The 24,287-nt window shown below is 55.2% G+C and carries 28 protein-coding genes, 1 tRNA gene and 2 pseudogenes; 8 read left to right on the top strand and 23 right to left on the bottom strand.

Annotated features, from left to right (window positions below; translation table 11 throughout):
- Positions 1–6 precede the first annotated feature (6 nt).
- Both QN378_RS18145 and QN378_RS18140 read right to left on the bottom strand, forming a co-directional pair.
- On the bottom strand, positions 7–2,199 hold the full coding sequence (locus QN378_RS18145) for a xanthine dehydrogenase family protein molybdopterin-binding subunit (RefSeq protein WP_323547297.1): 2,193 nt from the start codon (positions 2,197–2,199) through the stop codon (positions 7–9).
- A gap of 10 nt (positions 2,200–2,209) precedes the next feature.
- On the bottom strand, positions 2,210–2,662 hold the full coding sequence (locus tag QN378_RS18140) for a (2Fe-2S)-binding protein (protein ID WP_322204793.1): 453 nt from the start codon (positions 2,660–2,662) through the stop codon (positions 2,210–2,212).
- Positions 2,663–2,970: 308 nt separating this feature from the next.
- On the opposite strand from QN378_RS18140, the gene QN378_RS18135 reads away from it, so the two are divergent.
- The 3 genes from QN378_RS18135 (at position 2,971) to QN378_RS18125 (ending at position 4,364) form a co-directional block, all read left to right on the top strand.
- On the top strand, positions 2,971–3,345 hold the full coding sequence (locus tag QN378_RS18135) for a YajD family HNH nuclease (RefSeq protein WP_322204794.1): 375 nt from the start codon (positions 2,971–2,973) through the stop codon (positions 3,343–3,345).
- 76 nt (positions 3,346–3,421) lie between these two features.
- The gene (locus tag QN378_RS18130) at positions 3,422–3,925 is read left to right on the top strand and encodes an RNA methyltransferase (protein ID WP_322204795.1); all 504 of its coding nucleotides are present in this window, start codon (positions 3,422–3,424) and stop codon (positions 3,923–3,925) included.
- A gap of 61 nt (positions 3,926–3,986) precedes the next feature.
- The gene (locus QN378_RS18125) at positions 3,987–4,364 is read left to right on the top strand and encodes a DUF2892 domain-containing protein (protein ID WP_322204796.1); all 378 of its coding nucleotides are present in this window, start codon (positions 3,987–3,989) and stop codon (positions 4,362–4,364) included.
- Between the two features lie 42 nt (positions 4,365–4,406).
- On the opposite strand, the gene QN378_RS18120 is transcribed toward QN378_RS18125, so the two are convergent.
- Positions 4,407–5,618: a hypothetical protein gene (locus QN378_RS18120; RefSeq protein ID WP_323547333.1), complete on the bottom strand. Its 1,212-nt coding sequence runs from the start codon at positions 5,616–5,618 to the stop codon at positions 4,407–4,409.
- A 59-nt stretch (positions 5,619–5,677) separates the two neighbouring features.
- Positions 5,678–6,127: a YcgN family cysteine cluster protein gene (locus QN378_RS18115; protein ID WP_322204797.1), complete on the bottom strand. Its 450-nt coding sequence runs from the start codon at positions 6,125–6,127 to the stop codon at positions 5,678–5,680.
- A gap of 166 nt (positions 6,128–6,293) precedes the next feature.
- On the opposite strand from QN378_RS18115, the pseudogene QN378_RS18110 reads away from it, so the two are divergent.
- A pseudogene (locus QN378_RS18110) lies at positions 6,294–6,503 on the top strand (nitroreductase family protein); the annotation flags it as partial.
- 59 nt (positions 6,504–6,562) lie between these two features.
- Here the strand turns inward: QN378_RS18110 and QN378_RS18105 are convergent.
- From QN378_RS18105 to QN378_RS18085, 5 genes are all read right to left on the bottom strand, one after another.
- The gene (locus QN378_RS18105) at positions 6,563–7,495 is read right to left on the bottom strand and encodes a D-2-hydroxyacid dehydrogenase (RefSeq protein WP_322204798.1); all 933 of its coding nucleotides are present in this window, start codon (positions 7,493–7,495) and stop codon (positions 6,563–6,565) included.
- 115 nt (positions 7,496–7,610) lie between these two features.
- Positions 7,611–7,904 (bottom strand): YcgL domain-containing protein, encoded by a 294-nt coding sequence (locus tag QN378_RS18100; RefSeq protein ID WP_322204799.1) that lies wholly within the window; start codon positions 7,902–7,904, stop codon positions 7,611–7,613.
- Positions 7,901–9,034: a ribonuclease D gene (gene rnd / locus QN378_RS18095; protein WP_323547300.1), complete on the bottom strand. Its 1,134-nt coding sequence runs from the start codon at positions 9,032–9,034 to the stop codon at positions 7,901–7,903. The genes QN378_RS18100 and rnd overlap by 4 nt, the downstream gene beginning before the upstream one ends.
- A gap of 125 nt (positions 9,035–9,159) precedes the next feature.
- The gene (locus tag QN378_RS18090) at positions 9,160–9,819 is read right to left on the bottom strand and encodes a class I SAM-dependent methyltransferase (protein WP_323547302.1); all 660 of its coding nucleotides are present in this window, start codon (positions 9,817–9,819) and stop codon (positions 9,160–9,162) included.
- 382 nt (positions 9,820–10,201) lie between these two features.
- Entirely contained in the window at positions 10,202–10,591 is a 390-nt protein-coding gene (locus tag QN378_RS18085) for a tautomerase family protein (protein WP_323547303.1), read from the bottom strand.
- Between the two features lie 115 nt (positions 10,592–10,706).
- Between QN378_RS18085 and QN378_RS18080 the strand changes: the two genes are divergently transcribed.
- Positions 10,707–11,615: a LysR family transcriptional regulator gene (locus tag QN378_RS18080; RefSeq protein ID WP_323547305.1), complete on the top strand. Its 909-nt coding sequence runs from the start codon at positions 10,707–10,709 to the stop codon at positions 11,613–11,615.
- On the opposite strand, the gene QN378_RS18075 is transcribed toward QN378_RS18080, so the two are convergent.
- The 4 genes from QN378_RS18075 to mntA all read right to left on the bottom strand — a co-directional run bounded on the left by QN378_RS18075 (position 11,593) and on the right by mntA (position 16,031).
- Positions 11,593–13,221: a GMC family oxidoreductase gene (locus QN378_RS18075; protein ID WP_323547307.1), complete on the bottom strand. Its 1,629-nt coding sequence runs from the start codon at positions 13,219–13,221 to the stop codon at positions 11,593–11,595. The two genes, QN378_RS18080 and QN378_RS18075, sit on opposite strands and share 23 nt — an antisense overlap.
- A gap of 127 nt (positions 13,222–13,348) precedes the next feature.
- Positions 13,349–15,034 (bottom strand): NAD-dependent malic enzyme, encoded by a 1,686-nt coding sequence (locus tag QN378_RS18070; RefSeq protein WP_323547309.1) that lies wholly within the window; start codon positions 15,032–15,034, stop codon positions 13,349–13,351.
- A gap of 177 nt (positions 15,035–15,211) precedes the next feature.
- Entirely contained in the window at positions 15,212–15,646 is a 435-nt protein-coding gene (gene hepT, locus QN378_RS18065) for a type VII toxin-antitoxin system HepT family RNase toxin (RefSeq protein ID WP_322204806.1), read from the bottom strand.
- Positions 15,636–16,031, bottom strand: coding sequence for a type VII toxin-antitoxin system MntA family adenylyltransferase antitoxin (mntA, locus tag QN378_RS18060; protein WP_322168164.1), 396 nt, complete (start codon positions 16,029–16,031; stop codon positions 15,636–15,638). The genes hepT and mntA overlap by 11 nt, the downstream gene beginning before the upstream one ends.
- Before the next feature lie 134 nt (positions 16,032–16,165).
- Between mntA and QN378_RS18055 the strand changes: the two genes are divergently transcribed.
- Positions 16,166–16,744, top strand: a complete 579-nt coding sequence (locus QN378_RS18055; RefSeq protein ID WP_323547313.1) for a DUF4337 domain-containing protein — start codon at positions 16,166–16,168, stop codon at positions 16,742–16,744.
- Positions 16,745–17,195: 451 nt separating this feature from the next.
- Here the strand turns inward: QN378_RS18055 and aac(6') are convergent, their stop codons facing one another.
- The 9 genes from aac(6') to dapA all read right to left on the bottom strand — a co-directional run bounded on the left by aac(6') (position 17,196) and on the right by dapA (position 22,587).
- Positions 17,196–17,639: an aminoglycoside 6'-N-acetyltransferase gene (aac(6'), locus tag QN378_RS18050; protein ID WP_322204808.1), complete on the bottom strand. Its 444-nt coding sequence runs from the start codon at positions 17,637–17,639 to the stop codon at positions 17,196–17,198.
- 256 nt (positions 17,640–17,895) lie between these two features.
- A complete protein-coding gene (locus QN378_RS18045) occupies positions 17,896–18,282 on the bottom strand; it encodes a type II toxin-antitoxin system VapC family toxin (protein WP_322204809.1) in 387 nt (128 codons plus the stop codon).
- Positions 18,279–18,524, bottom strand: coding sequence for a type II toxin-antitoxin system prevent-host-death family antitoxin (locus QN378_RS18040; protein ID WP_322204810.1), 246 nt, complete (start codon positions 18,522–18,524; stop codon positions 18,279–18,281). Before QN378_RS18040 ends, QN378_RS18045 begins: the two co-directional genes overlap by 4 nt.
- Before the next feature lie 67 nt (positions 18,525–18,591).
- On the bottom strand, positions 18,592–18,819 hold the full coding sequence (locus tag QN378_RS18035) for a tail protein X (protein ID WP_322206900.1): 228 nt from the start codon (positions 18,817–18,819) through the stop codon (positions 18,592–18,594).
- 76 nt (positions 18,820–18,895) lie between these two features.
- Positions 18,896–18,985: transfer RNA gene (locus QN378_RS18030), tRNA-Ser, on the bottom strand.
- A 92-nt stretch (positions 18,986–19,077) separates the two neighbouring features.
- Positions 19,078–19,788: a phosphoribosylaminoimidazolesuccinocarboxamide synthase gene (gene purC / locus QN378_RS18025; protein WP_322204811.1), complete on the bottom strand. Its 711-nt coding sequence runs from the start codon at positions 19,786–19,788 to the stop codon at positions 19,078–19,080.
- Positions 19,789–19,816: 28 nt separating this feature from the next.
- Entirely contained in the window at positions 19,817–20,575 is a 759-nt protein-coding gene (locus tag QN378_RS18020; protein ID WP_322204812.1) for an MBL fold metallo-hydrolase, read from the bottom strand.
- Entirely contained in the window at positions 20,576–21,691 is a 1,116-nt protein-coding gene (gene bamC, locus QN378_RS18015; protein ID WP_322204813.1) for an outer membrane protein assembly factor BamC, read from the bottom strand.
- A gap of 17 nt (positions 21,692–21,708) precedes the next feature.
- Positions 21,709–22,587: a 4-hydroxy-tetrahydrodipicolinate synthase gene (dapA, locus tag QN378_RS18010; RefSeq protein WP_322204814.1), complete on the bottom strand. Its 879-nt coding sequence runs from the start codon at positions 22,585–22,587 to the stop codon at positions 21,709–21,711.
- Between the two features lie 326 nt (positions 22,588–22,913).
- On the opposite strand from dapA, the gene QN378_RS18005 reads away from it, so the two are divergent.
- Together QN378_RS18005 and QN378_RS18000 are read left to right on the top strand one after the other, a co-directional pair.
- Positions 22,914–23,477 (top strand): glycine cleavage system protein R, encoded by a 564-nt coding sequence (locus tag QN378_RS18005; RefSeq protein WP_322204815.1) that lies wholly within the window; start codon positions 22,914–22,916, stop codon positions 23,475–23,477.
- 10 nt (positions 23,478–23,487) lie between these two features.
- Complete coding sequence (locus QN378_RS18000) at positions 23,488–23,961, top strand: peroxiredoxin (RefSeq protein WP_322204816.1); 474 nt, start codon at positions 23,488–23,490, stop codon at positions 23,959–23,961.
- A gap of 80 nt (positions 23,962–24,041) precedes the next feature.
- Here QN378_RS18000 and QN378_RS17995 read toward each other — a convergent pair.
- Positions 24,042–24,168, bottom strand: a pseudogene (locus QN378_RS17995) (AI-2E family transporter); the annotation flags it as partial.
- Positions 24,169–24,287 lie beyond the last annotated feature (119 nt).

The raw sequence follows: 24,287 nt of genomic DNA, 5'->3' as shown, positions 1-24,287 counted from the left end.
AGCTCCTCAGACGGTGAAATAGCCGGCGCGGCTCAAGGGCAAGCGTCGCACTCGAACTTGCGAGGCTGCATACAGCGCGTTCATCAACGCTGGCGCAGCGGGAACGGCGCCCGTTTCACCGACGCCTCCGGGACTTTCGAGGCTTTTTATCAAGCGCACTTGGACCGGTGGCGCGTCGCTAATGCGAATCTGCCGATACTGGTTAAAGTTGTTTTGCACCACCTGCCCCTTTTCAATGAGGATCTCGTTAAACAGTGCCGCCGACAGGCCAAACAAAGTGCCGCCTTCAACTTGGGCCAAGACCGAAGTCGGATTGGTGACAAAGCCACAATCGATGACCGACGTCAGGCGCTTGATCCGAAACCCATGTTCGCCTTGCATTTCAAGCTCCACAACCGTAGCGATGAAGCTGCCAAACACCGCACTGACCGCCACCCCACGCCCTTGTCCGGCGGGCAGCGGGGTCTTCCAGTCGGCGAGTTCGGCTACCTGTTTCAGCACGGCCTGCGCACGCGGCTGGCCTTGCATCAAACCCATTCGATACTCAATTGGGTCAGCCTTGGCGTTATGGGCCAATTCGTCGATAAAGCACTCAACCGCATAGGTGCTACGTAGCGGGCCGACACCCCGCCACCAAGACACCGGAATGGTTTTCGGCTCTTCTTGGATGTAGCGCACCTGCAAATGAGCAAGCTCATAAAGCGGGTCGATAGCGACTTCGACCGCGTCGGCGTCAACCCCACTGGCGGGTAATTTTCCGAGATAAGCGGCGATGACCGAGGCGCCGGCAATGCGATGCTCCCACCCTATGGGGCGCATATCCGATCCCAACGCGGCATTTATGCGGTCAACGTAATGCGGACGATAACGGTCGTGGGTCATGTCCTCTTCACGGCTCCAGATCAACTTGATCGGGTAGCTCAGCTGGCGGGCGATATCTACGGCTTGAAAAATGAAGTCCGATTCCAAACGACGGCCAAACGCACCGCCAATTAACTGGTTGTGGATAATGACTTTTTCAAGTGGCATACCGCTGATCTTGGCAGCACCGGCCTGGGCGAAACCTGGTGCCTGACAACCAACCCACAACTCACATGCATCGGCGCGCACATGGGCGACGCAGGTCATCGGTTCCAACGGCGAATGGGAGAGAAAGGGCTGCTCGTAAACGGCTTCGAAGTGATGAGGCGCAGACTTCAAGGTGCTTTCGATATCGCCTGTGCGCTTGGCAACGACGCCATCCTTCGCGCTGGCGTCAAGCAATGCTTTGTCCAACCGGGCGGAATCGAATGTTGCGTTTTCGCCCAGATCCCAATCGATCACCAGCGCTTTAAGACCTTGTTGGCACGCCCAAAAATTGCTGCCAGTCACCGCAACCGCGTTACTCAGGCGAATGACATCGCGCACACCCGGTACCTTTCGCGCCGCGCTGTCATCGACATTGCGCAGAGTGCCACCAAATACTGGGCAAGTCAGGGTTGAAGCGATAGACATGTCAGGACGTTGCAGGTCGATGGTGAACAGCGCTTTGCCATTGACCTTGTCCGGGGTGTCGACGCGCCGCGCCGGGGTGCCTAACAACTTGAAATCACTGACAGCTTTGAGCGGTACACTCTGCGGCAGCGGCAGTGCGGACGCGGCGTCGACCAAATCGCCATAATCGGCGGTCTGTCCGTTCGGACCCATGACTCGACCGTTTTCGGCGCGGCACAGGCTCGGCGCAACATTCCAGCGCATCGCCGCAGCCTGCACCAGCAAAATACGTGCGCTCGCACCCGCGCGACGCAGAGGCTCCCAAGTGTAGCGGGTTGAGGACGAGCCTCCGGTGGCCTGAAACTGCAAGACCGTGTCGGTGTACAACGCGGCGTCAGGCGGAGCTTCTTCAAGGTCGATTTTGTCCAGCCCAACCTCAAGCTCTTCGGCCACCATCATCGAGATACCGGTATGGATGCCTTGGCCCATCTCGATTTTTGGCGAAATAACGGTAACCCGGCCATCGTGACCAACACGCACGAAAGCGCCGTAGCCTTTGCCCGCGTTATCACCCAGGCGTGCTGCATCGGTGGCCTGAGCGGCAGCACTGCGCGCCATCAACGGCGGCAGCCAAGTGCTGATGACCAGCCCACCCAGCGAGAGCGCACCGCCTTTGAGCAAGCCACGGCGCGAGACCGTCGAGGCAGGTCGATTTACTTTGGACATTATCGATTCCTCAGGCTTGGCTGACGCTTTTAACGGCGGCGAGAATTCGCGTATAGGTCGCGCAGCGGCAAAGATTTCCGGCCATAGCCGTGACAATCTGCTCATCATCTGCGTGAGGGTTGGCTTGCAGTAACGCCACCGCTGACATGATCTGCCCCGATTGGCAATAACCGCACTGAACCACCTCATGCTCGAGCCAGGCTTTTTGTACCTGCTGGCCGACCGGAATCAATTCGACGGCTTCGATGGTGGTCACGGCATGGCCTACCGCAGCACTGACCGGCAATACACATGAGCGTACCGCCCGACCATCAAGGTGAACCGTGCAAACGCCGCATTGGGCAATACCACAACCGTACTTGGTGCCCGTCATCCCTAGCACATCACGCAAAACCCAAAGCAAAGGCATCTGGGCAGGGACGTCCACTTCATGCGGAACCCCGTTAATCGTAAGTGTTTGCATGGCAACCTCTGATCTCAATCGTATGAGCCAAGCTGACTCAGAGCCAAAGTTTGCCATAAACGTATCGGTCGCATAGAGCGAAAATCGCGCGGTGCAGACCTTTGTTAGTTTTATTAACCCCCAAAACACGACTTTTCAAACACGTGGCCTGGCAGCGTTCATGCCGTAGCTTCACACCTATTATTGCCATGCCGACGCCACGTAGTGATTATCAGCATCAAAACTGGAAGGCTGACTGCGTCGCAAAGCGCTAGACTTAGACCCATTAAAGAACATGCACGCAGGTGCATACTTGAACAGGTGACATCATGAGCACGGCAAACCCACCCTCCCACACCGCCAAACTGGACCGCATTTTGGCCGACGCCCAGCGTGACCGTGAGATGGGTTATCGCGACAAGGCGCTGAAAATGTACCCCCACGTTTGCGGCCGTTGCGCCCGAGAGTTCGCCGGTAAGCGATTGAGCGAATTAACCGTCCATCACCGCGATCATAACCACGACCATAACCCGCAGGACGGCTCCAATTGGGAGCTGTTGTGTTTGTACTGCCACGATAATGAGCACTCACGTTATACCGATCAACAGTACTTCTCGGAAGGCTCGACTAGCAGCCCCAAGATCGCCAAGGCGATGCACAATCCATTTGCCGCCTTGGCTGGATTAATGAAGAAAGACGAATAACCCATCACTCAGCGCCCGGCGTCCTGGTTCCCAATGTGCCGTATAATCGCTGCCCTTCCTTTAAGAGCACCGGCACGTGGCAAATCAACGGTACAGCTGCATTGGTTTATATAACCCCAAGTCGCCGGAGAACGTCGGCTCGGTCATGCGCGCGGCTGGCTGTTATGGCGTAGCGTCAGTGTTTTACACCGGCACCCGTTATGAGCGAGCTCGTGACTTCATCACCGACACCAAGAAAGTCCATCAGGATATTCCGCTGATCGGCATTGATGACTTGAAAAAGATTCTTCCTTTGGGCTGCGTACCTGTGGCCGTGGAACTGGTCGAAGGCGCGCGTTCGCTGCCTGAATACACCCACCCTGACCGTGCTATCTATATCTTCGGCCCGGAAGACGGCTCGCTGGATAAAAGCATCCGTGATTGGTGCGAAGACGTTATTTACGTCCCCACCAACGGCTGTATGAACCTGGCCGCAACGGTCAACGTCGTGCTGTATGACCGTATGGCCAAAGGCAACAACACCCGTTCTGGTCCGAAGTTTGGAACCCGCTTGGCGACCAGTGACGGCGCTTGTGATTGAACAGTTTTGTACGTGGGCAGTCAGCTTAAGGAACGTACTCATCTCATCACGGAGAACACACATGAGCGATATTCTCGTTGTTGAACCCATAGACTCGACCCCGTTCCAGACCCATCCCCAACAAAACGTCCATGGTTTGGAGCGCGCTGGTTCGTTGGCCGGTGGCATGTTGATGGTCGGCAAAGGTCTGCGCCGTGGCGGCTTTTTTGGCCTGATTGAATTAGCGATTGGCGGAGCAGTACTGGCCCGCGGGATAACCGGTTATTGCGGTGCAAAAAACCTTGTTGAAAAGAATCGCGACGAAATGAACAAGGTCCGTGCGCGTATAGAGCGAGTCGGCGCAGAGTTGGGGCAATTGAAGACCAAAGCAGAGATCGCCACCGAAACCGCGACAGTGACCGGCAATGACTCACTCAAAAGCCCCGTTACGGGTATATGAGCCGGAGGCGCAACGCGGTATTTCACACGACAGATCGCGTTGCTATTGCAACAGCTTGCTCGCCAGCACTTTAGAGGGCTCGCCTATGACGCTTTCGCTGAGTTGGATGAATATTTTGGTGCTGACCGTATTGAGGCGCATCAAGGCACGGCACACATCATCCAAAGATTTTTCATTGTGGGTCTGTTGACGGATTTCTTCGTCTAATTCACGCAATAACAGCACAGCCCGGGCTGCGGTGGCCGTATCTATCCGGTCGCCGCGCAAGGTCGTGACATTGGCACTTGCTTTAGCCAGGCCCAGTTGGACATTCTGGTAACGCTCATCGCTCATGCCTCCGGCACGTCGCATCACTTCAATGGCGTAATACTCGGCGATGCCCTCGCTAATCCATTCGCTGTGGTGACTGCTGCTAAGCCGATTAAACACATGAACCAATTCTCGCAGCAGCGGGCTGGCGCCAGTTTCGCTGACCACAGGCCGATTGCTATTGAGGTAGATCGAATCGTTAGCCGAAACCGCACCATGTGCCATCTGATCGGCGGCGGCCACTACCAACAATTTCTGCGGATTGCGGGCGAATACTGCCTGCATTTGGGGCCAGACAAAAGTCAACAGTGTCAGCACGTCCATGCGGTGCAGGCCCTGCCCCTGTGGCGCCGTTACGGTCACCTCAGTATCACCAAGGCGCGTGCGACGGCTGCCCAGGGTACCCGCTAACATCCAGCCGGTCGGGCGATCAAACAGCCGTGAAACATTGTCGATGCGAAATCTATTTTTGCCGATGCGTGGCCATGGTGTTTCGACGCTCTTCCAGCCCACCGGCAATTCAAACTCCAGGCGTGAGACCAACTCGACGCCGTCCTGCTGATCCAGTCGCGCGCGGGGTACCAGGTCTTCGCCGCGCATTAACGCCCATTTAGCAGTCATGCGCGTATCGTAGTTGATCGCCTTGGATTGAGACGTTAAGGCCGAACCATGCGCATGGCTGATACGCACCCGATAGGTCAGGCTGGCCTTACCGCTCGCGGGATGCCAGATACCCCGACCACTCTGAGCTTGCCACTCGCCGTCCGCCTTGAAATCACTGTAAACGCCCTGATTTCCTAAATCGAAGTCGAAGCTGCGCACCGCAGAACCTTGCGCGAGTGTCAGACTCACTTGCGCCTGATCACTGCCGGGCAGCAATTTAACGTGATAGTCCAAATCGACTTTTTTCGCGGCCCATACGGGGCCGGCAACCAGCATCAACATCAGTGATAACGGTAGCGAAAGACGCACAGATTTACTGCTCCTCGTAAAATCAGGCTTTGTCAACCAGCGCGAAATATCAGGTGCTCTTCCCAGTCGTCTTCAGACACGCTGTTTTCGCTGAGCATGCGTCCGGATTGAGAAATGCGCTCCCTGTGCACGGCGTCACGATCGCCGCACACCAAGTGGTGCCAAAGCGGTAGGTCTTTGCCTTCACTGACCAAACGGTAGCCGCAGGTGGGCGGCAGCCATTTGAATTCGTCGGCTTGCCCAGGTGTTAGCTGAATGCAATCGGGCACCGTCGCTCTACGGTTGCTGTAATCAGTGCATTGACAGGTTTTAAGGTCCAGCAACTTGCAAGCGATGCGCGTGTAGTAAACGCTGTTATCGTCTTCATCCTCAAGTTTTTGCAGACAGCAAAGGCCACAGCCATCACACAGGGACTCCCACTCGTCCTGATCGAGTTGTTCGAGGGTTTTGCGTTTCCAGAAGGGTTCGACTTTAGCGGCCATGGGTTGGGCAATCAGCATTAAAGAGTGAAAAGGCCGCCAGTCTAGTGGCACGCGAGACGTGGGCCAAGCGCTTGCGACTGTCGGTAAGGGCGGACTTGTTATATCGGCAACCGCAACGTAACTTTATGAGCCAATTCGACGCTGCCTTCCGGCCTAGGCCCCTCTCACTGCACCGGGCGCCACCGAAGAAGGCCCAGCGTTGTGGCATACCTTCGACACCGGTTCGGCGTGGGGATACCTGGCGTTGCAGGCCAGCCTAAACGGTTGGCAAGCTCGGCGACAAATCGACCTTGGCTGAGTACCTCCAGGCTCGGAAAGCCCAAGCCCTCGCCGGTTGGTGTCAGAACTGGCAGCGAAAGGCAATTTCAGCCTGTAATGAGAATCGGGATCTGCCTTGAGCTCGCCAGAGCAGATCCCGACGACGGAGACAATCGTTCAATAACCGCGAGAAAAATCCACTTCGCCGCGCAAAGTCTCTCCCGCTTCAAACGCTTTCACGTTTTCGAGAAACAACCGCACCATTGCTGCCGGGGAGGTCGGTGCCGAGCTGTGCCCGGTCAACAACAAGCCCCACGCGGTCCAAAACGGATGACGCTGCGGCAACGGCTCCTGACGACAGACATCGATGACCGCGCCGGCCAAATGCCCGTCCTTAAGCGCCTCAACCAAATCAGCATCGACCACCGCCACCCCACGTCCTACGTTGATGAACAAACCACTGGGCTTGAATTTCGCAAACAGCTTCGCGTCATACAGGTCTTGGGTTTCAGGTGTATTAGGCAGCAAGTTGATAACGTAATCGACTTCGCCTACCAGACGTTCTAAATCAGCCAAACCGCCCACTTCGATGAAAGGTGATTGGGTTCGCGACGTAGATGCAATACCGTACAACTCAACGCCGAACGGCAGCAAAAAATGCGCAACGCTAAGGCCAATATCGCCCGCGCCAACAATTAATGCTTTGCGCCCCGACAGGCTGTGGCTCAAGCGGCTGTCCCATTTTCGCTCGACCTGGCTGACCAGTCGCGCCAGTACCTCACGTTCATGACCCAGCATATAGGTCAGCACAAACTCCGCCATCACTTGGCCGAAGATGCCCACCGCACGGGTGAGTCGGTACGCTTGCGGCAAACCTTCAGCGAGTAACGGCGTGATACCGGCCCAAGTCGATTGCAACCATTGCGGGGTATGCCCTTGCCGCAGCAAGGTGGCCAAGAGGTCGGGCGCGCCCAGCCAGACCGGACATTGTTCGGCCATCCGGGAGAGCTCGGCACCATCGCCAGTGCTCATGACTTCAATATCGGGTGCCCATTGGCGCAGCAGTTGGGTGTAAACCGGGTAATCGTGTTCAGCAATCAGAACGCGCATGGCTCAAAACCTATAAAAACAAATCATGCACCGCCAACAGGAATAATCCCGTTGCTGGGCGCACTCAAAAAACTTCAGACGCGCAAGGTGTTTCGGCGCTCTGGCCCAGCGCCGCTTACAGGGGGTCGTTACGGCGCAGCAGCTCTTCAGGTAGATGCTCGATGTACTCATCCTCCGCCGGAGGCATTTGCAGGTGATAACCCTGCGTATCAAGGTTATTGAGCACTTGATCAATGTCCTCGCGGGACAGCTTGCGTTCAGGGCTGAGCACCAGGTCGAAAGTATGCATCGGCGGCCCAAAAGCGATCAGCAGATCTGCGGGCACTTTCTTGAGTGCGTCGCTTTTAAGGACATACAAATACATCTCGTTTTTTCGCGGACTTTTATATATAGAGCAAATACGTTTCAAGACTGTTCTCCAGCAGCGGCCAGGCTGTCAAGCAACGCTTGGCCCATGAGTTCGCGACGCCAGCCACGCAGCGATTCTGGCAATTTATAGGGACCGTCGGGGTAGCCGCTTTTCAGCAAGGCTTCGAGGGTCTTTTTACGCAACATGAGTTCAGGAGCCATGTTCAATTGCTCGGCGTACTGCTGACCGATCAAGCGCAATGTCTTCAACACAGCGGACGCCTCGATGGGCAATGGTTCGGGCAGCGCGCTTGGCCATTGCTCTGGCGGCAGGCAGGCAGACGTCTTGATCAAGTCGATCAAAAACTCACCGTCCTGGCGCACGGTTTTAGGGTGAATTTCTTCGATTTTCGCCAGCGCAGAGAGGTTGTCCGGCTGGGTCTTGGCCAACGGCCAGAGTGAGTGCTCTCGGACCACGCGGTTACGTGGCAGGTTACGGGATCTCGCCTCACGCTCGCGCCAAGCACATAATTCTCGCAACACCGCCAACTGTGCGCGGGATAACTTCCAAGCCAGCTTGGCATCACGGTACACGTCATACGGGTCGACTTCACGCCGAAGGTTGGCAACCAGTTCAGCGCCGTCGTCGAGCAACCAAGCGTGTTTATCTGTAGTTAGTTTCGGTAGCAGAATGCTGTAAACCTCGGCCAGGTGCACGGCATCTTCAGCGGCGTAACTAATTTGTGTTTCGGTCAGAGGGCGCTGCAGCCAATCAGAGCGGGTTTCGCCCTTGGGCAGGTCGATCCCAAGCACTTCCTGAACCAGACGCGAATAACCCATTGAAAAACCGAGATTGAGGTACGCGGCAGCTAGCTGTGTGTCAAATAATGGCGCGGGCAAACTGCCGGTCAAACGCAATAAAACTTCGAGGTCTTCACTGCAGGCGTGGACAACCTTGATGACGTTGGGGTTTTCCAGCAGTGCCGACAGCGGCGCCCAATTACTGATCAGCAGCGGATCGATCAGGAAGGCACGAGCACCATCTCCAATCTGCAACAACGCGGCGATGGGATAAAAAGTGTCGACCCGCATGAATTCGGTATCGAGGGCGACAAATGGCAAGGTCTGCCATTCGACGCAATGTCGGGCGAGGCTAGCGTCGTCACGAATCCAGTGAATATCAATGGCCACACGGCTCTCCCTTGAAGAATGGCGCGCAGTATATATCGCATCATCGATAACCGGGCATTCACACTGCAAGTCTTGAGCAACTTCCTGCTATACGCCGGACAGAAAACCGGTCATCGAGTTAAGTATCAGGCTTTTTGCAACACATAAACTCGCCACATGGCGTAACCAGGTAATACATCGTGATGGCCAAGGATTTGAAATCCAGCAGCAGCAAACTCACTCTCTATTTGCGAACGATTCACCACGAAGCGATTCATCCGCATCACTTCAGGCTCAACAGACGCACGAGCCCGCTCCAGGCGCTTACGTCGCCATGATTTGATGTTGCCATCGACCCACAACGCAATGATCACAGTGTCGCGGGTAACGCGGTGGAACTCTCGCAAGATAACCGCACGATGATCCCGGTCGGCGAGGTGGTGGAACAAGCGCATGCAAAAAATGCAATCCACTGCGTTTGCAGACAACTCAATGGAGAGTGGAGAGGTCTGGAATGTTTTGATCCGTTTAAGCTTTTCAGCTGAAGAACTAGCCTCCCCCAAGGCGAGCATTTCCGGCGAATGGTCAGCAGCCAAAACGACCCGGTTGCTGTGTTCGGTCAAAACCGACCAAAAACGACCTGCGCCACTGGGCAAGTCGAGCACCAATCCCGGCTCCCCCGCGACTTTCAGCGCTCGTCGAGCCAACTGTTCGTCACGCCAGTGTGCAAGGCGTCCGTAGAAGCCGTGCGGTGGCGCACGCTTGCTGTGGTCAGGTTCAGAGCCTAAAGCTTTAACGTTCAGCATGACACTCTGCTTTAAGGTACCGTTTAATGAAGTAAGAGCCCGTTAGAATGACCGAGTTAATACTTCTCCAAGTGACAAACCTTAATTAGCTGTGCATCAATTTTTTGTGAAAAAAACGCTAACCTATCTACGCGATACTTACTTTTCTGTAAAACGGCTTCCTACCCAGTCACCGCTACATCGCGATTTTATTTTCTAGCGTACCAATGCCCTCGATTTCGATATGCACGGCTGTCCCCCGATTTCAGAAACCGCGGAGGCGCGTCGACCATGACCGGCACGCACTGGCCGTCGGAGGTCTGGATGTTGGTGAATTTCATAAAGGGTCCTTTTTTGAATGCGGCGGCTCTTGCAACGCCGCCGCGATGGCTGCGAGCCGGCGTTACTTAGGCGCGTACTGCATCTCGCCGCCGCCGAACGACCAGTCTTCACGGTTGACCTCGACCAAGCTGATCCATACGTCTTCTTTGCGAATGCCGGTTTTCTCGTGAATACCCTGCGCAACGGCTTTGTAAAATGCCTTTTTGACCTCAACGCTGCGTCCGCTATTCCATGTCACCTGGATAAATACGATGCCCGAGGTGTAGGTCACCCCCAAGTAACCGGCGTGGGGATACACCAGTTCATCTGCGGCGTGCCGGTTCACGATTTGAAACTTATCGTGTTCTGGGACATGGGCGGTTTCGGTCATGGCCTCGTACACCACATCGCCGATTGCTTTAACAATTTCAGGCGATGTATCTGCGGCTAAATCAATTCTGGCTAATGGCATGGTGGGCCTTCAAGTCATGGGCAGTAAGAGAGGTGCTTTATTCAAGCGCCAAATCTAATCTCGCCGACGGCTCTCTACAAGCGCATAATTATTCCGCTAATTATGAGGAATACGCATGCTATTTGAAAACTTGAAAGCATTCGTTTCGGTGATTGACCACAATTCGCTAACCCGCGCCGCCCAGGCGCTCTGCCTCACGCAGTCGGCGGTGTCGCGCCGGATTCAGCATTTAGAAGCATCTCTTGACGCCAATCTGTTTGATCGCACCAGTCGCCCGCCGAAAGCCACCGCCTTGGCTCAACGGATATATCAGCACGCGGTTGTCCTATTGCGCGATGCCGAGCATCTACTGGACGTGCCACGCGAGGGAGCCGCCCCCAGTGGCCCATTTCGCTTGGGGTTTACGCAAGTGGTGGCGGACGTGGTGATGTTCGAGGTGGTCATGAAAATGAAAGCGCAATTTCCCGAACTGGAAGTGCAGCTTCATACCGATTGGAGTTCCGAGCTTCAGTTGCAGATTGATAACGGCACCCTCGATGCCGCGACATTAATGCTGGCCTCCCCCAGCCGCCTTCCTGAAGGGGTGACCGGGCGATTCATCTCCACTCTTGAAGTGCTGGTGGTGCAAAGCAAACACAAGCCATTGATAGATCGTCTTTGCGAGGTTGAAGCTCTCGCCAGCCAGCCGTGGATCTTAAACCCTGAAGGCTGTGGTTATCGTGCGGCGCTGGAGCGTGCCATCGGTGACACAGGGAAAACCATTAGATTGAGCGTTGATACCCACGGCACCGAGATGCAATTGAGGATGGTCGCCGCGGGTTTGGGATTGGGGTTAATCCCTAAAAACGTACTGCGCCAGAGCCGTTCTTACAGCGACCTCACAGTGGTTGAGGTCAAGAGTTTCTCCCTTAGCCTGGACATCTGGTTAGTTCACCCCCATCAGGTGGGCAATCTTAAACGCGCCATGGATATCCTTGGGCAGACCGTGATTGATGGGTTTGTTAAACATCAAGCTGGTACATAGTTTCGCAATCGGCCACGATCATTTCAGCGGCCTTTTCCGCAATCATCAAGGTCGGCGAGCAAGTGTTCCCCGAGACGATGTTCGGCATGATTGATGCGTCTACCACCCTTAAACCCGCAATACCGTGCACGCGTAAACGCTCATCCACCACCGCATCACTGCCCTGCCCCATTTTGCAGGTGCCGACCGGATGGAAAATCGTTGTACCAATACTGCGTGCGGCCTGGCGCAACTCGTCCTCGCTTTGCAGGCTCACGCCGGGTAAATACTCCACCGGTTGAAAGCGGGCCAACGCCGGGGCTGCCGCGATGCGTCGGGTCAGGCGGATGGCGTCGGCAGCGATCCTCAGGTCTTCGTCATGACTGAGGTAATTCGGTCTAATCGACGGCGCATCTTCCATCCGTGCAGAACGAATTTCTACCGTACCGCGACTTTGTGGACGAAGGTTGCACACTGAGGCAGTAAACGCGGCGAACGTATGCAGCGGTTCGCCGAAGCGCTCCAGGGATAATGGCTGCACGTGGTATTCAAGGTTGGCCGACAACTGTTCGGGGCCCGAACGCGCAAAAGCGCCCAATTGGCTCGGCGCCATGGCCAGCGGACCGCTTCGATTGATCGCGTACCGCAAGCCCATGTTCATCTTGCCCCAGAGGCTGCCTACCATCTGGTTGAGCGTCTTGGCGTTGCTGATTTTGTAGATCAAGCGCAACTGCAAGTGATCTTGCAGATTGCTGCCCACACCCGATAACTCGTGGCGCACGCCGATGCCGAGTTTTTCCAGCAACGGCTGTGGCCCAACCCCGGAACGTTGCAACAACGCGGGCGAGCCAATTGCCCCGCAGCACAGAATAATTTCCCGGCGCGCGCGAAACTGTTCTTCTCGTTGCTCAACCCGCGCGATCACAGCACTGGCGCGACCGTTTTCAAGTTCGATGCGCGACGCTTCAACCCCGGTCAGCACTGTCAGATTTTTACGCTGGGCAACCGGCCGCAAAAACGCTTTCGACGCATTCCAGCGCACACCGCGTCGTTGATTGACTTGAAAGTAGCTACAACCCTCATTGTCGCCACCGTTGAAATCCTCGACTGACGCAATTCCGGTCTCGGCAGCAGCATCGCGAAATGCATCGAGAATGCCCCACGACAAACGCTGCTGCTCCACGCGCCATTCGCCGTCTGCGCTGTGCATATCCGAATTGCCGGCATAGTGGTTTTCCGAGCGTTTGAACTGCGGCAAAACGGCATCCCAATCCCAACCGGTATTGCCCTGGGCTGCCCACTCATCGTAATCGCGGGCTTGGCCGCGCATGTAGATCATGCCGTTGATTGAGGAACAGCCGCCCAGCACTCGCCCTCGGGGATAATTCAGCGCGCGCCCGTTCAGGCCTGGTTCGGCCTCGGTTTTGAAGCACCAGTCAGTCCGTGGATTGCCGATGCAGTAGAGGTATCCCACAGGAATGTGAATCCAGTGGTAATTGTCTTGCCCGCCCGCTTCGAGCAACAGCACCCGATGAGCAGGGTTTTGTGACAGTCGATTGGCCAGTAAACAACCGGCCGGTCCGGCGCCGACAATCACATAATCGTAGAGCTCAGCCGTTGCTTGCATGAATTCCCCGCTGATTTTTTATTGTTATCCGGGGCAAGCTATAAGGTGTTTTTGCGCAAAAAGAAAGGCCGCTGCACGTTGCCGTGCGGCGGCCTTCTTAATCGAAGCCGGTTAGATCAGAAGATGATCAGACCGAACGACGACGATAGGTACGGTAGTTAGGCATCCAGAAATTACGCTCGATCGCTGCCAGCAACATCTCTTCCGAGGTTTCCAGCGCCAGGCCTTCAGCCTGAGCCTCTTTGGCGACGGCCAATGCGATTTTGCGGCTAACCGCTTGAATGTCCGTCAACGGCGGCAATACTGCGTCTCCCGAACCGGTGACCATCGGCGAGCACTCTGCCAATGCGTTAGATGCGGCCATCAGCATTTTATCGGTGATGCGCGATGCTTTGCTGGCGATCACGCCCAAACCGATGCCTGGGAAAATGTAGGAGTTGTTGCACTGCGCGATGTGAATCGTGCGGCCGTTGAACTCCACCGGTGCGAACGGACTGCCGGTAGCAACCAATGCATTGCCGTCGGTCCAGCGCAGGATTTCTTCCGGGGTGGCTTCGACTTTCGATGTCGGATTGGACATCGGCATGATCAATGGCTTGGCGCAATGCTTGTGCATTTCACGAACCACTTGTTCTGTGAACAGACCGCGCTGCCCCGAAACACCGATCATCACGGTGGCATTGGCGTGACTGACAACATCCAGCAAGGTCGGGAAGCCTTCAGCGCCCCAGCTCGTTACATCTGCGGTTTTCTGTGCCAGACGCGACTGGAAGTCCAACAGACCGTCCATCTTGTCTGTCAGCAAACCGTGGCGATCGACCATGAAGATGCGCTTACGTGCTTCGCTCTCGCTCAGCCCTTCGATCGTCATCGCCGCAATGATGTGTTCGGCAATACCACAACCTGCCGAACCTGCGCCAACGAACACCACCACTTGTTGACCCAGGGTTTCGTTCTTGGCTTTGCAGGCTGCGAGCAAGGTGCCGACGGCTACCGAAGCCGTGCCTTGAATGTCGTCGTTGAAACAGCACAGCTCGTCGCGGTACTTCTCAAGCAACGGCATGGCGTTGGGCTGGGCGAAGTCTTCGAACTGCAACAACACTTCAGGCCAGCGACGTTGTACGGCGTCGATGAACAACGCAACGAAATCGTAGTATTCCTGACCCGTTACACGCTTATTGCGCCAGCCCATGTACATCGGGTCGTCAAGCAATCCCTGATTATTGGTGCCGACATCTAGCACGATCGGCAAGGTGTAAGCGGGGCTGATACCGCCGCACGCGGTGTAAAGCGACAGTTTGCCTATGGGAATACCCATGCCGCCAATGCCTTGGTCACCCAGGCCAAGGATGCGCTCGCTGTCAGTGACCACGATAATCTTGATCTGATCTTTGGTCGCGCTGCGCAGAATGTCATCAATGCGGTCGCGTTCTGGATACGAGATGAACAACCCACGGTGGGTACGGTAAATCTTCGAGAATTCCTGACACGCCTGACCGACCGTCGGGGTGTAGATGATCGGCAGCATTTCATCGAGGTGCGAGTCGAGCAGGCGGAAGAACAACGTTTCATTGTTGTCCTGAATCGAACGCAGGTAGATGTGCTTATCCAGGTCGCTAGCGCATTGGTTGTATTGGCTAAAGACCCGTTCGACTTGTTCTTCGATGGTTTCCACGTTTTGTGGCAGCAGGCCGATGAGGTTGAACTCGACGCGCTCTTGCGGCGTGAAGGCGCTGCCCTTGTTCAGCAGGGGCATCTCCAACAGCGAAGGGCCAGCGTAGGAAATGTATAAAGGACGCGAGGATTTGGTCATTTTCAGTGTTCGCCTTTTTTCGTTTACTCTGAAATTTCTTGGTGAAACCGAGGCGGGCAGTCGGAACTTGGGGGCGCAGCTCGACAGTTCTCTATTCAACCCGACTCAGCGAGGATCGTAAGACGATATCGCGGGGGCTATCTTACTCGCGCTGGGGGTGTTGCGGCATATCAGTGATTAGACGGGCTTTTTTGCCGGATCCGCATCTTTGCGCAGAATGTAGGCGCTGAAGGCCAAAAAGTCGCCAAGGTGCTTCGTGATGATCGCGACGGTAATGGGCAACTGAAGGGTTTGGTATTCGTGCACGGCAATATTGCGGAAGCCGACCATATTTTTAAGCCCAGACACCAACACCGTGTCCACCCATCCGCTACGAGACAACAACTCAAACACATCGCGCGAACTTTGCGGAATACCCAGCCGTTCGCGACGCACCAAATGCTGGCCCATGTCCATCGCGGCTTCGCATGCGCGTTGAATATTCAGGATCGCGGCGTCCTGTCGAGTAAAGTCGGTCGCAAAGCTGGCGGGGTCTTTGTCGTACTCCTCCCGAGCTCGAGCGACGCAGCGCTCAATCGTTGCAGCCTTGTTGATCAGCACATTATCGGCCATAGATGCTTCCGTCCTTTTGAATATCCGCGAGCAATCCAGCCCGAGCGGTATCCAATTCAGTTTTTTCGCTCAATACAAAGCATTCGAAAAGCCCCACTTGCACGTCATCGCCCCAGACCCGTAAGCCGGTGGTAATCACTTGATATTGCATAATCGTCGACGCGGCTCGCATGTCTAGCAAATCGACCGGGATCCCGGCGATATCAGCCAGCTCTCCCGACATTTCCCATAACCGCATTGGGTCGAGCTTGCCAGCCAAAAGCACCGCCACATCCAAGTCGCTCTGCGCAGTGGCATGGTCGGTAACTTGGCTGCCAAAAATGTAAACCGCCAATAATCCGGGAATGTGCGCTTGCAAGTGCGCAACGAGTCTTTCGAAATTCATGACAATGCTCCCGACCCGCGCTGCAGTTCACGCATCATACAGTGTGCGAATAAGACCAAAGGCGATCAGCCTGCGATAGTTTTACACAGACTGGATTACACTCCGCGTCTCCACCCCTCCATAGATCACTCCCCATGTCTGAAAACTTCGAAGTCCCGAGCCCGCATGAGCACCATTTGGAACACGCGACCGAGCATGCTCAGGCGCGCGGGGATAACTTCGCCGGAAAAATCGCGGTAATGACAGCGATCATGGCAACGATAGGTGCCCTGCTCAGTTATCAGGCCGGGTCGACGGAAAGCGAAGCGGCAATGGACAAAAACAACGCCGCCATTAAGAAAACCGAAGCCTCCAATCAGTGGAATTACTACCAGGCCAAATCCAGCCGCCAAAACCTGTCGGAACTGGCGACGCACATCCCCGGCGTCGACGCGGCGCATTACACCGCTGAAGCTGAACGCTACAAAGCTGAAAAAGAAGTGGTCCGCAAGAAAGCTGAACAGCTCGAAGAAGAAGTGACGGCGTGGGATGAAAAATCAGAAGTCGCGCTGCATCAGCACCACCGCTGGGCGCAGGCGATGACTGCGATTCAGATCGCCATCTCGCTGGCGGCGATCACGTTACTGACGCGTAAAGAGTGGCTGAAAAAGGTGGCGTATGGCGCGGCCGGGGTTGCCGTGGTGTTGGGGACGCTGGCGTATTTGCATATTTGATCAAATGAAACAGCGTGTTGAGACTGTGGGTCCGTTGGCGATGGCATATCTGAGATACCGATCTTTACCGTTCCCTGCTATCGCGTGTACTACACGCGCCGTGCCGAGGGCGGCTACCTAATACTCTGCGGTGGTGACAAGTCATCGCAGAGGCGCGACAGCGCACTGGGTGTGGAGCTTTAACCGGTGTTGATATTGATAACGCGGATTACATCAGCTCCAAGGGAGACCTTCCTCAGAGCGCAGAGCCAACCTTAACCCCCGCACAACGCAAAAGCGAAAAACTCCGCAAACGTCAATCTGCGAAGCTTTCTGTTTAAGGCGCAGAGATCTATTTCGCGATCCCCTACACCGGCACAGGCTGCAGTAATGAAGAACAAACCGTCTGTTACGAAAACCCAACCCGGTATGCGACGGTATTGATGATGCGCCCCAATCTGCGCTGATTAAGTTAGGCACCCAAAGACTTCAAAAAATAAACCACTCGCTCGGTCTTTGCGAAGCCCAATGCTTCATGCATGGCATGGCTTCCCTGATTATCCAGCAGTGCATCCGAAGCCAGCTCGGTGCAGCCCATTTCTACGCCCCACTGTTGAACGCCCACCACGAGTTGCCGCGCTATGCCTTGGCCCCGGCTGGTGGGCCGGACGTAAAGACCTTCGAGAAAAGCCACAGGCGAGGAACGGGTACCGTTGACGTAATCCACTCGGATCGACGCCTCGGCAAACCCAACAGCATTGCCGTTCTCACTAACGAAGATCAGCACCAGATAGCGCTCTGGCGCGCTCAGTAGAATCTGTTTTTCATGGTCATTGTCCGGGGCAGAATCAGGCCATAGGGCAACACGCAGGGGAAGCCAACCGTTATGGTCGAGCAAAGTGCAGCGTTTGATCATTGAGGAGACACTCGAATGGCTGCGGAAGATTATTGATCATCCTCCGTCAGGCTCGGAAGGTCAGCTTGCTCTGCGGGGGCTAGTGTTACGGGTAATTACAGCCGAATCCATTTATGGCTGAGATTCGCTCTAAGAAGGTGGCGTAGTGCAACATGGCATCGAGGCACCAGTGTCGGATAAAAACCTATAACCGCTTGAATTATAAATATTTAAATTGTAAGAGCGCGCTTAGCGGGGTCTATTTTTAAATCGATTATCAAATTTGCTGCACGGGACCAGGGTACTGCGCTACCAAAGCATCGACGGTTAGTAATGTAATTCCCTCGACTGTGGCTTGAGCCACGAGTATGCGATCAAAAGGGTCCTTATGGATCGGCGGTAAACTGACGATGGCAACGGCGTGCTCACTGCCAACGGGTAGTTCACTGTAGCCGTTGTCTAGCAAACCACGTCGTAATACACGGGCATCCACCTTAAAGTCCGCACGTCCCAAACCTTGTTTGATGGCAATTTCCCAAAGACTGGCGGCGCTGAAGAAGAGTTCGTTTTCAGGTTCGCTGATCAAAGCGTTGGCGGCCGCTGACAAACGATGAGGTTCACCCGCAGCCCACAGCAGTAGGTGGGTGTCTAGCAGCAGCTTCATGCATCGCCACCGAACATGCGCTCAATGTCATCGTTACCCATCCGATCAAAATCATCGGGAACAGCTATCTGTCCCGTCATGAACCCCAAACGCTTTACCTGACTTGGCTCGGGGGACGTTAACGACATGACTTTGACCAATGGCTTACCGGCTTTTGCGATGATAAAAGGCTCACCCCGAACGGCCAGATCAATCAGGCGCGATAAGTGAGTTTTAGCTTCGTGGATATTGATAGTGAGCATGACCGGCCCCCAAGTAAACTAAGTTGCATTAGTTTAGTTTAAACTCTACCGACACTACACCCTCTTTCTAGATCAATCCGACAATCGCATCTCCCCCACCACCTGCATCTTTGTCGCGAAAGGTAATAAGCAACCCCGTACGCAACGGCTGCAGCTCATCAGCCAGCAACCGATTGGCGGCCAGCACAGCCTCAATCGTGCCGTTTAGATGGCCATAATGCTGGTAGCGCAGAGTGTCGAGCAGGCCCCCGTCAGACGTTCTGCCAGCTGTAGCTAGCTGTTTATGCCCTAAAATGCCCTAATCAGTACACCGGAAACGAAAAAACCCCTGAAATTTTTAACAATTTCAGGGGTTTATCTTGTATCAATAATGGCGGAGAGATAGGGATTCGAACCCTAGGTACTGTCGCCAGTACAACGGATTTCGAATCCGTCCCATTCGGCCACTCTGGCATCTCTCCAACGGCGCGCATGATAACAGTTCATCTGCCGAACGTAACCCCCTTCGGAGGAAATTTTCGCGTGCTATCAGGCGCTTGCGTAGCTTTTTGCGTTAAAGCGGGACGCCGAGGCGTTTGGCGACTTCTTCGTAGGCTTCGATGACACCACCGAGGCCTTGACGGAAGCGGTCTTTGTCCATTTTCTTGCGGGTTTCTTTGTCCCACAGACGGCAGCCGTCTGGGCTGAATTCGTCGCCGAGGACGATTTCGCCGTGGAAAGTGCCGAATTCAAGCTTGAAGTCGACCAGCAGCAGACCCGCGTCGTCGAACAATTTGGTCAGCACTTCGTTGACCTTGAGCGACAGCTCTTTCATGCGGACCAGGTTTTCTGCCGTGCCCCAACCGAACGCCACGACGTGGGATTCGTTGATGAACGGGTCGCCTTTGGCGTCGTCTTTGAGGAACAGTTCGAAGGTGTAAGGGTTGAGCTTGATGCCCTCCTCCACGCCCAGGCGCTTCACCAGGCTGCCCGCTGCGTAGTTACGCACGACGCACTCGACCGGGATCATCTCAAGTTTCTTGACCAGACATTCGGTGTCGCTCAGTAGCGCATCAAATTGGGTAGGAATACCCGCGTCTTCGAGCTTTTGCATGATGAAGGCGTTGAACTTGTTGTTCACCATGCCTTTGCGATCAAGCTGTTCGATGCGCTTGCCGTCGAACGCCGAGGTGTCGTCGCGAAACAACAAAATCAAGCGGTCAGCGTCATCGGTGGTGTAAACCGATTTGGCTTTGCCGCGGTAGAGTTCTTCACGTTTTTCCATGATGGGCTCCGCTTGCTAAGTAGTTGGGCTAGGCGATGTGTCGCCAGTCGAGCCCTGAATCTTGATCGGCCAATTGCAGCCAGTCCGGGTCGCACCCGAGGGTGTCGACAAAACATTGCCGGGCCAGCTGCGGCAGGTTGTTTTTGCTGCTGAGGTGGCCCAGCACTAAATGCTGTAACGACTGCCATCCCAACTCGCTCACCAGGTTGGCAGCCTGATGATTGTTCAAATGTCCCAGTTCGCCGCCTACCCGTTCTTTCAAGAAATACGGGTAGCGACCTCTGGCCAGCATGTCACGGCAATGATTTGCTTCGATCATCAATGCATCCAGTCCGTGATAACTCTGTAACACCGCAGGGCCGTAGGAACCAAGGTCAGTCAGCAACCCGAATCGGCGCCGGCCGTCGCTGAATACAAACTGCGTCGGCTCAAGGGCGTCGTGCGCGACGGACACCACATCGATGTTCAATGCGCCTACTTGCAACGATTGACCGCCTGACAGAAACCCTGTGGCCTCCACAGGTTTGCGCATCCCGCGTAACGTGCCGTTACTGAGGTAGACCGGTAGATTGTAGTGCCGCGACAGCAAACCCACGCCATGCACGTGATCGGCATGTTCGTGGGTCACCAGAATCGCGCTCAACTGATGCGGGCTAACACCTATACGCGCCAGACGCCGCTCGGTTTCCCGCAAGGAGAAACCACAATCCACCAGCACATACGTGTCGTGACTGGCGACCAACGTGCCGTTCCCTCGGCTACCACTGCCTAAAACAGCGAAACGCACTTAACCGAGGTTGTCTTGAATGATACCCAGCACGCGGCGCGCTACATCAGGAGGCGCTACGGTGTTGATATTTTTCTCAACCGTCACTTGCACGTTGTCACCCACTTTGCTCAAGCGGACTTGATAACGTTCGGCACGGGCTTCGATTTGTTCTTTATCCGGAGTGCTGCTGAACAGGCGGCTGAAGAATCCAGGCTCGTTGCCAGGCTTCTTCGCCTTCTCAGCCAGGTTAATGTAGTAAAGACCCAGGCTGCGATTGATATCTTCTACGCGCCAGTCGCCTTGATCCAAGGCACGACCGACGCTGGACCACGCACGGTCCAGGTCGTCAGCAACGTTTAGCACCGGGTTACCACTGCCATCAACGATTAACGCAACGCGCTTCGGGGTATCGAAGTCACGGGCGGCAAGCAGGGAAACCGAACCACCTTTTTCTGCGCTACGACTCATGCTGGCGAGCAAATCGTCAGTGAGCGCTGAGTCGAGGCCCAAGTTGGCGGTATTCGCTGGGAAGTCGCCGTCGGTTTTACTGCCCGCAGGCCGCGTAATGCTGACGACGTAGATTTCACTGGTGTTGCGCTGCACACCCGGTTCGATACGAACACGCACGCGAGTTTCGGTGTCGGCGCTCGCACCGCTGCCGGTCAGGCGCTTGGCCATTGCAGAAGAAAGCTCGTCGATACGCTGCCAGCTAGTGTTGAATTCGCCGGTTTGCGGCCGCTCGTCTCCGATACGGAAACCGTTGTCTTCAAAATACTGATGCGCAATCGGCCAGACTTCGGCAGGGGAGCGCTGAGCCAGGATCGAACGCGAATCACCCGTTTTCTGCAGACTGAAATCGCTGGCGGTCGCGGTCACTGCCAACTGCTGCGGACGAGGTACGATGTACTGACCCTTGGTCGTATTGTTGGCCACATTGCGTGGGATAGGCAGCAATGGGTCAAGCCGTTTTGCACCCGTTATGTCAGGTGGCAACTGCATAGGCGCTACTTGAGTCGCGTCCAGGTAATCACTGCCGCGATCACGGAAGTAGCCATCTGGACCCCAAATCCAGCCGCAACCACTGGTGCTGGAGATAATCAAGGCTAGTGCGGAAAATCCGGCCAATCGCTTCATTGCGTAATACTTCCTCATTAAAGCAATACACCGGACTGGCGCAGGGCCTGACGCAGCGGTTCATGACAGGGCTCGCTGAGCCAGGTGAGCGGCAGACGGATACCGTCCGGCATCATGCCCATCTCATGCAGCGCCCATTTCACGGGAATAGGATTGGATTCAATAAACAAGGTTTTATTAAGCGGCATCAGCTTTTCGTGAATCGCCCGAGCCGAGCTTGCATCGCCACGCATGGCGGCGGCGCACAAATCGGCCATAGCACGTGGCGCCACGTTTGCCGTAACCGAAATATTACCTTTACCACCCATCAACATGAGCTCAACAGCCGTTGCATCGTCACCGGAATACACCAAAAAGTCGCTGCTGACCCGCGCTAGTATGTCTTTGGCGCGTTGCAGGTCGCCGGTTGCTTCTTTGACACCGATGATATTCGGCACCGTCGACAGACGTACAACGGTGTCTGCCAACATGTCGCACGCCGTTCGGCCTGGCACGTTATACAAAATCTGCGCAATATCGACTGATTCAGCGATGAGCTTGAAGTGCTGATAAAGCCCTTCCTGGGTTGGTTTATTGTAATACGGTGTAACCAGCAGGCACGCATCTGCCCCCGCCGTTTTCGCGTTGCGCGTCAGCTCGATCGCTTCGCGAGTAGAGTTCGCGCCTGTTCCCGCGATGACGGGGATACGCCCTGCAACTTGGGCTACCACGCGGCGAATCACTTCTATGTGCTCGCTGACGTCGAGTGTGGCCGACTCACCAGTGGTGCCGACCGCAACAATCGCGTTGGTGCCCTCTTGCAGATGGAAGTCCACCAGTTTGCTAAGGCTGTCCCAGTCAAGACGACCATTTGCATCCATTGGTGTGACCAGTGCCACCATGCTGCCCGCAATCATGCGACCGCTCCTGCCGGAAAAAGAGAGCCGTAATGGTACTGGCGCTATCAGGCTTGCACAAGCGAAGTACCGTGCTGCGAGCATTCCCCTGAGCGATGCTTTTCGCTACCCTTTGCTCTTTGGTCAGTACGGGTCATCTGTGCAGCTCGTTCAAATGATCGATTTTACCGTTCAAACCCTTGTTCCAACGAGGTCGCGCGCTCTCTTGGCCTCGCCATGAAGGCAAGCGGCACCGGGGTTTGAGTTGCGGTCGAAACGAATTGGTTGTCGAATCAGCCGTGCAAGCCCAACGTATGTACTCACCGCTCATCGCCTAGGAATGCTGCATGTCGTCCACCCCCACAGTTCGCGAACAATTCCTTGTAATCAGTGCCCTTGGCGCCAACCCAATGGAGCTGACCAACGTGCTGTGCCGCGCCAGTCATGAAAACCGCTGTTCAGTGGTGAGTTCACGTCTGACTCGTCATGGTGAATACAGCGCGCTGATTCTTCAGATTTCTGGCAGCTGGGATGCCCTTGCTCGTCTGGAAACCGGCTTGCCCAGCCTGTCTAAGAAACACGCGTTCACCGTCAGTGTCGTGCGTAGCGCCAGTCTCGAAAGCCGCCCTGAGGCTCTGCCTTATGTGGCTTACGTCAGCTCGGCTTATCGTCCGGACATCATCAACGAGCTTTGTCAGTTCTTCATTGATCATAACGTCGAGCTGGAAAACCTCATTTGCGACACTTACCAGGCGCCGCAAACAGGCGGCACGATGCTTAATGCGACCTTTACCGTCACATTGCCTGCCGGTATTCAGATCAGCTGGCTGCGTGATCAGTTCTTGGATTTCGCTGACGCACTGAACCTTGATGCGTTGATCGAACCTTGGCGTCCACAGGCTCCCATGTAAGGAAACATTAATGGCCGTTGCTTTGAACCAACCTGTTGCCGACTTTGAGGCGCAGGCCACCAATGGGCAGACGATTAGTCTGACCGGGCTTAAGGGCCGGCAGGTGGTAATTTATTTTTACCCAAAAGACAGCACGCCGGGCTGTACGACCCAGGGTCAAGGTTTTCGGGATCAACACGCTGCGTTCGAGGCGGCCAATACCGTGGTGTTCGGCGTTTCGCGCGACAGCTTGAAGTCCCATGAAAATTTCAAGGCCAAACAGTCGTTTTCGTTTGAGCTAATTTCAGACAAAGACGAAGCGCTGTGCCAGCTGTTCGATGTGATCAAACTGAAAAAGCTCTATGGCAAAGAATATCTGGGCATAGATCGCAGTACATTTTTGATCGACAAAGGAGGCGTACTACGCCAGGAATGGCGCGGCGTAAAGGTACCCGGCCATGTGGCTGCGGTACTGGAACAAGCGCAGGGGTTAAACAACAGTTAATTGTTGTCCAGGGATTCGCTGCCGGCACACATTGAAGTAGCTTGCAGCGAAAGCACCTTACATCCCTTATGTCAGAAACCCTATAAAAGCGGTGATACTGTTGGCTCATTTCGAGGCCCAGCGTCGAGCACGGCTTTGAACAGGGTGCCCAAAGGAATTGCGAAAAACACGCCCCCAGAAACCCCACAACCCGCCAAACGACATGACGTTGACCAACAGCGGCAGGCTGGACAGCGAAAACGTCAGCGCCATTGACCAAATTTGCCGGTTTCTCCGCGAGCTACCTCAAGCACCTTGAACATCAAAAATCCTTCAGGCAGTCATCG

This window comes from Pseudomonas sp. 10S5 (assembly GCF_035019745.1).
Lineage (GTDB): Bacteria > Pseudomonadota > Gammaproteobacteria > Pseudomonadales > Pseudomonadaceae > Aquipseudomonas.
Note: the sequence above shows the minus strand (reverse complement) of the source record. Positions and strands in the feature narration are given on the sequence as shown.

Bases quoted from the DNA above. Each gene is read 5' to 3' on its own strand.
- QN378_RS18080 (WP_323547305.1), top strand. From the start codon at position 10,707: ATGCTATTTGAAAACTTGAAAGCATTCGTTTCGGTGATTGACCACAAT.
- QN378_RS18120 (WP_323547333.1), bottom strand. From the start codon at position 5,618: ATGTTGATGCTGGTTGCCGGCCCCGTATGGGCCGCGAAAAAAGTCGAT.
- hepT (WP_322204806.1), bottom strand. From the start codon at position 15,646: ATGGCCGATAATGTGCTGATCAACAAGGCTGCAACGATTGAGCGCTGC.
- QN378_RS18055 (WP_323547313.1), top strand. From the start codon at position 16,166: ATGTCTGAAAACTTCGAAGTCCCGAGCCCGCATGAGCACCATTTGGAA.
- QN378_RS18085 (WP_323547303.1), bottom strand. From the start codon at position 10,591: ATGCCATTAGCCAGAATTGATTTAGCCGCAGATACATCGCCTGAAATT.
- QN378_RS18070 (WP_323547309.1), bottom strand. From the start codon at position 15,034: ATGACCAAATCCTCGCGTCCTTTATACATTTCCTACGCTGGCCCTTCG.
- purC (WP_322204811.1), bottom strand. From the start codon at position 19,788: ATGGAAAAACGTGAAGAACTCTACCGCGGCAAAGCCAAATCGGTTTAC.
- QN378_RS18140 (WP_322204793.1), bottom strand. From the start codon at position 2,662: ATGCAAACACTTACGATTAACGGGGTTCCGCATGAAGTGGACGTCCCT.
- QN378_RS18135 (WP_322204794.1), top strand. From the start codon at position 2,971: ATGAGCACGGCAAACCCACCCTCCCACACCGCCAAACTGGACCGCATT.
- bamC (WP_322204813.1), bottom strand. From the start codon at position 21,691: ATGAAGCGATTGGCCGGATTTTCCGCACTAGCCTTGATTATCTCCAGC.
- QN378_RS18075 (WP_323547307.1), bottom strand. From the start codon at position 13,221: ATGCAAGCAACGGCTGAGCTCTACGATTATGTGATTGTCGGCGCCGGA.
- QN378_RS18145 (WP_323547297.1), bottom strand. From the start codon at position 2,199: ATGTCCAAAGTAAATCGACCTGCCTCGACGGTCTCGCGCCGTGGCTTG.
- dapA (WP_322204814.1), bottom strand. From the start codon at position 22,587: ATGATTGCGGGCAGCATGGTGGCACTGGTCACACCAATGGATGCAAAT.
- QN378_RS18105 (WP_322204798.1), bottom strand. From the start codon at position 7,495: ATGCGCGTTCTGATTGCTGAACACGATTACCCGGTTTACACCCAACTG.
- QN378_RS18005 (WP_322204815.1), top strand. From the start codon at position 22,914: ATGTCGTCCACCCCCACAGTTCGCGAACAATTCCTTGTAATCAGTGCC.
- QN378_RS18090 (WP_323547302.1), bottom strand. From the start codon at position 9,819: ATGCTGAACGTTAAAGCTTTAGGCTCTGAACCTGACCACAGCAAGCGT.
- QN378_RS18000 (WP_322204816.1), top strand. From the start codon at position 23,488: ATGGCCGTTGCTTTGAACCAACCTGTTGCCGACTTTGAGGCGCAGGCC.
- QN378_RS18045 (WP_322204809.1), bottom strand. From the start codon at position 18,282: ATGAAGCTGCTGCTAGACACCCACCTACTGCTGTGGGCTGCGGGTGAA.
- QN378_RS18125 (WP_322204796.1), top strand. From the start codon at position 3,987: ATGAGCGATATTCTCGTTGTTGAACCCATAGACTCGACCCCGTTCCAG.
- QN378_RS18040 (WP_322204810.1), bottom strand. From the start codon at position 18,524: ATGCTCACTATCAATATCCACGAAGCTAAAACTCACTTATCGCGCCTG.
- mntA (WP_322168164.1), bottom strand. From the start codon at position 16,031: ATGAATTTCGAAAGACTCGTTGCGCACTTGCAAGCGCACATTCCCGGA.
- QN378_RS18115 (WP_322204797.1), bottom strand. From the start codon at position 6,127: ATGGCCGCTAAAGTCGAACCCTTCTGGAAACGCAAAACCCTCGAACAA.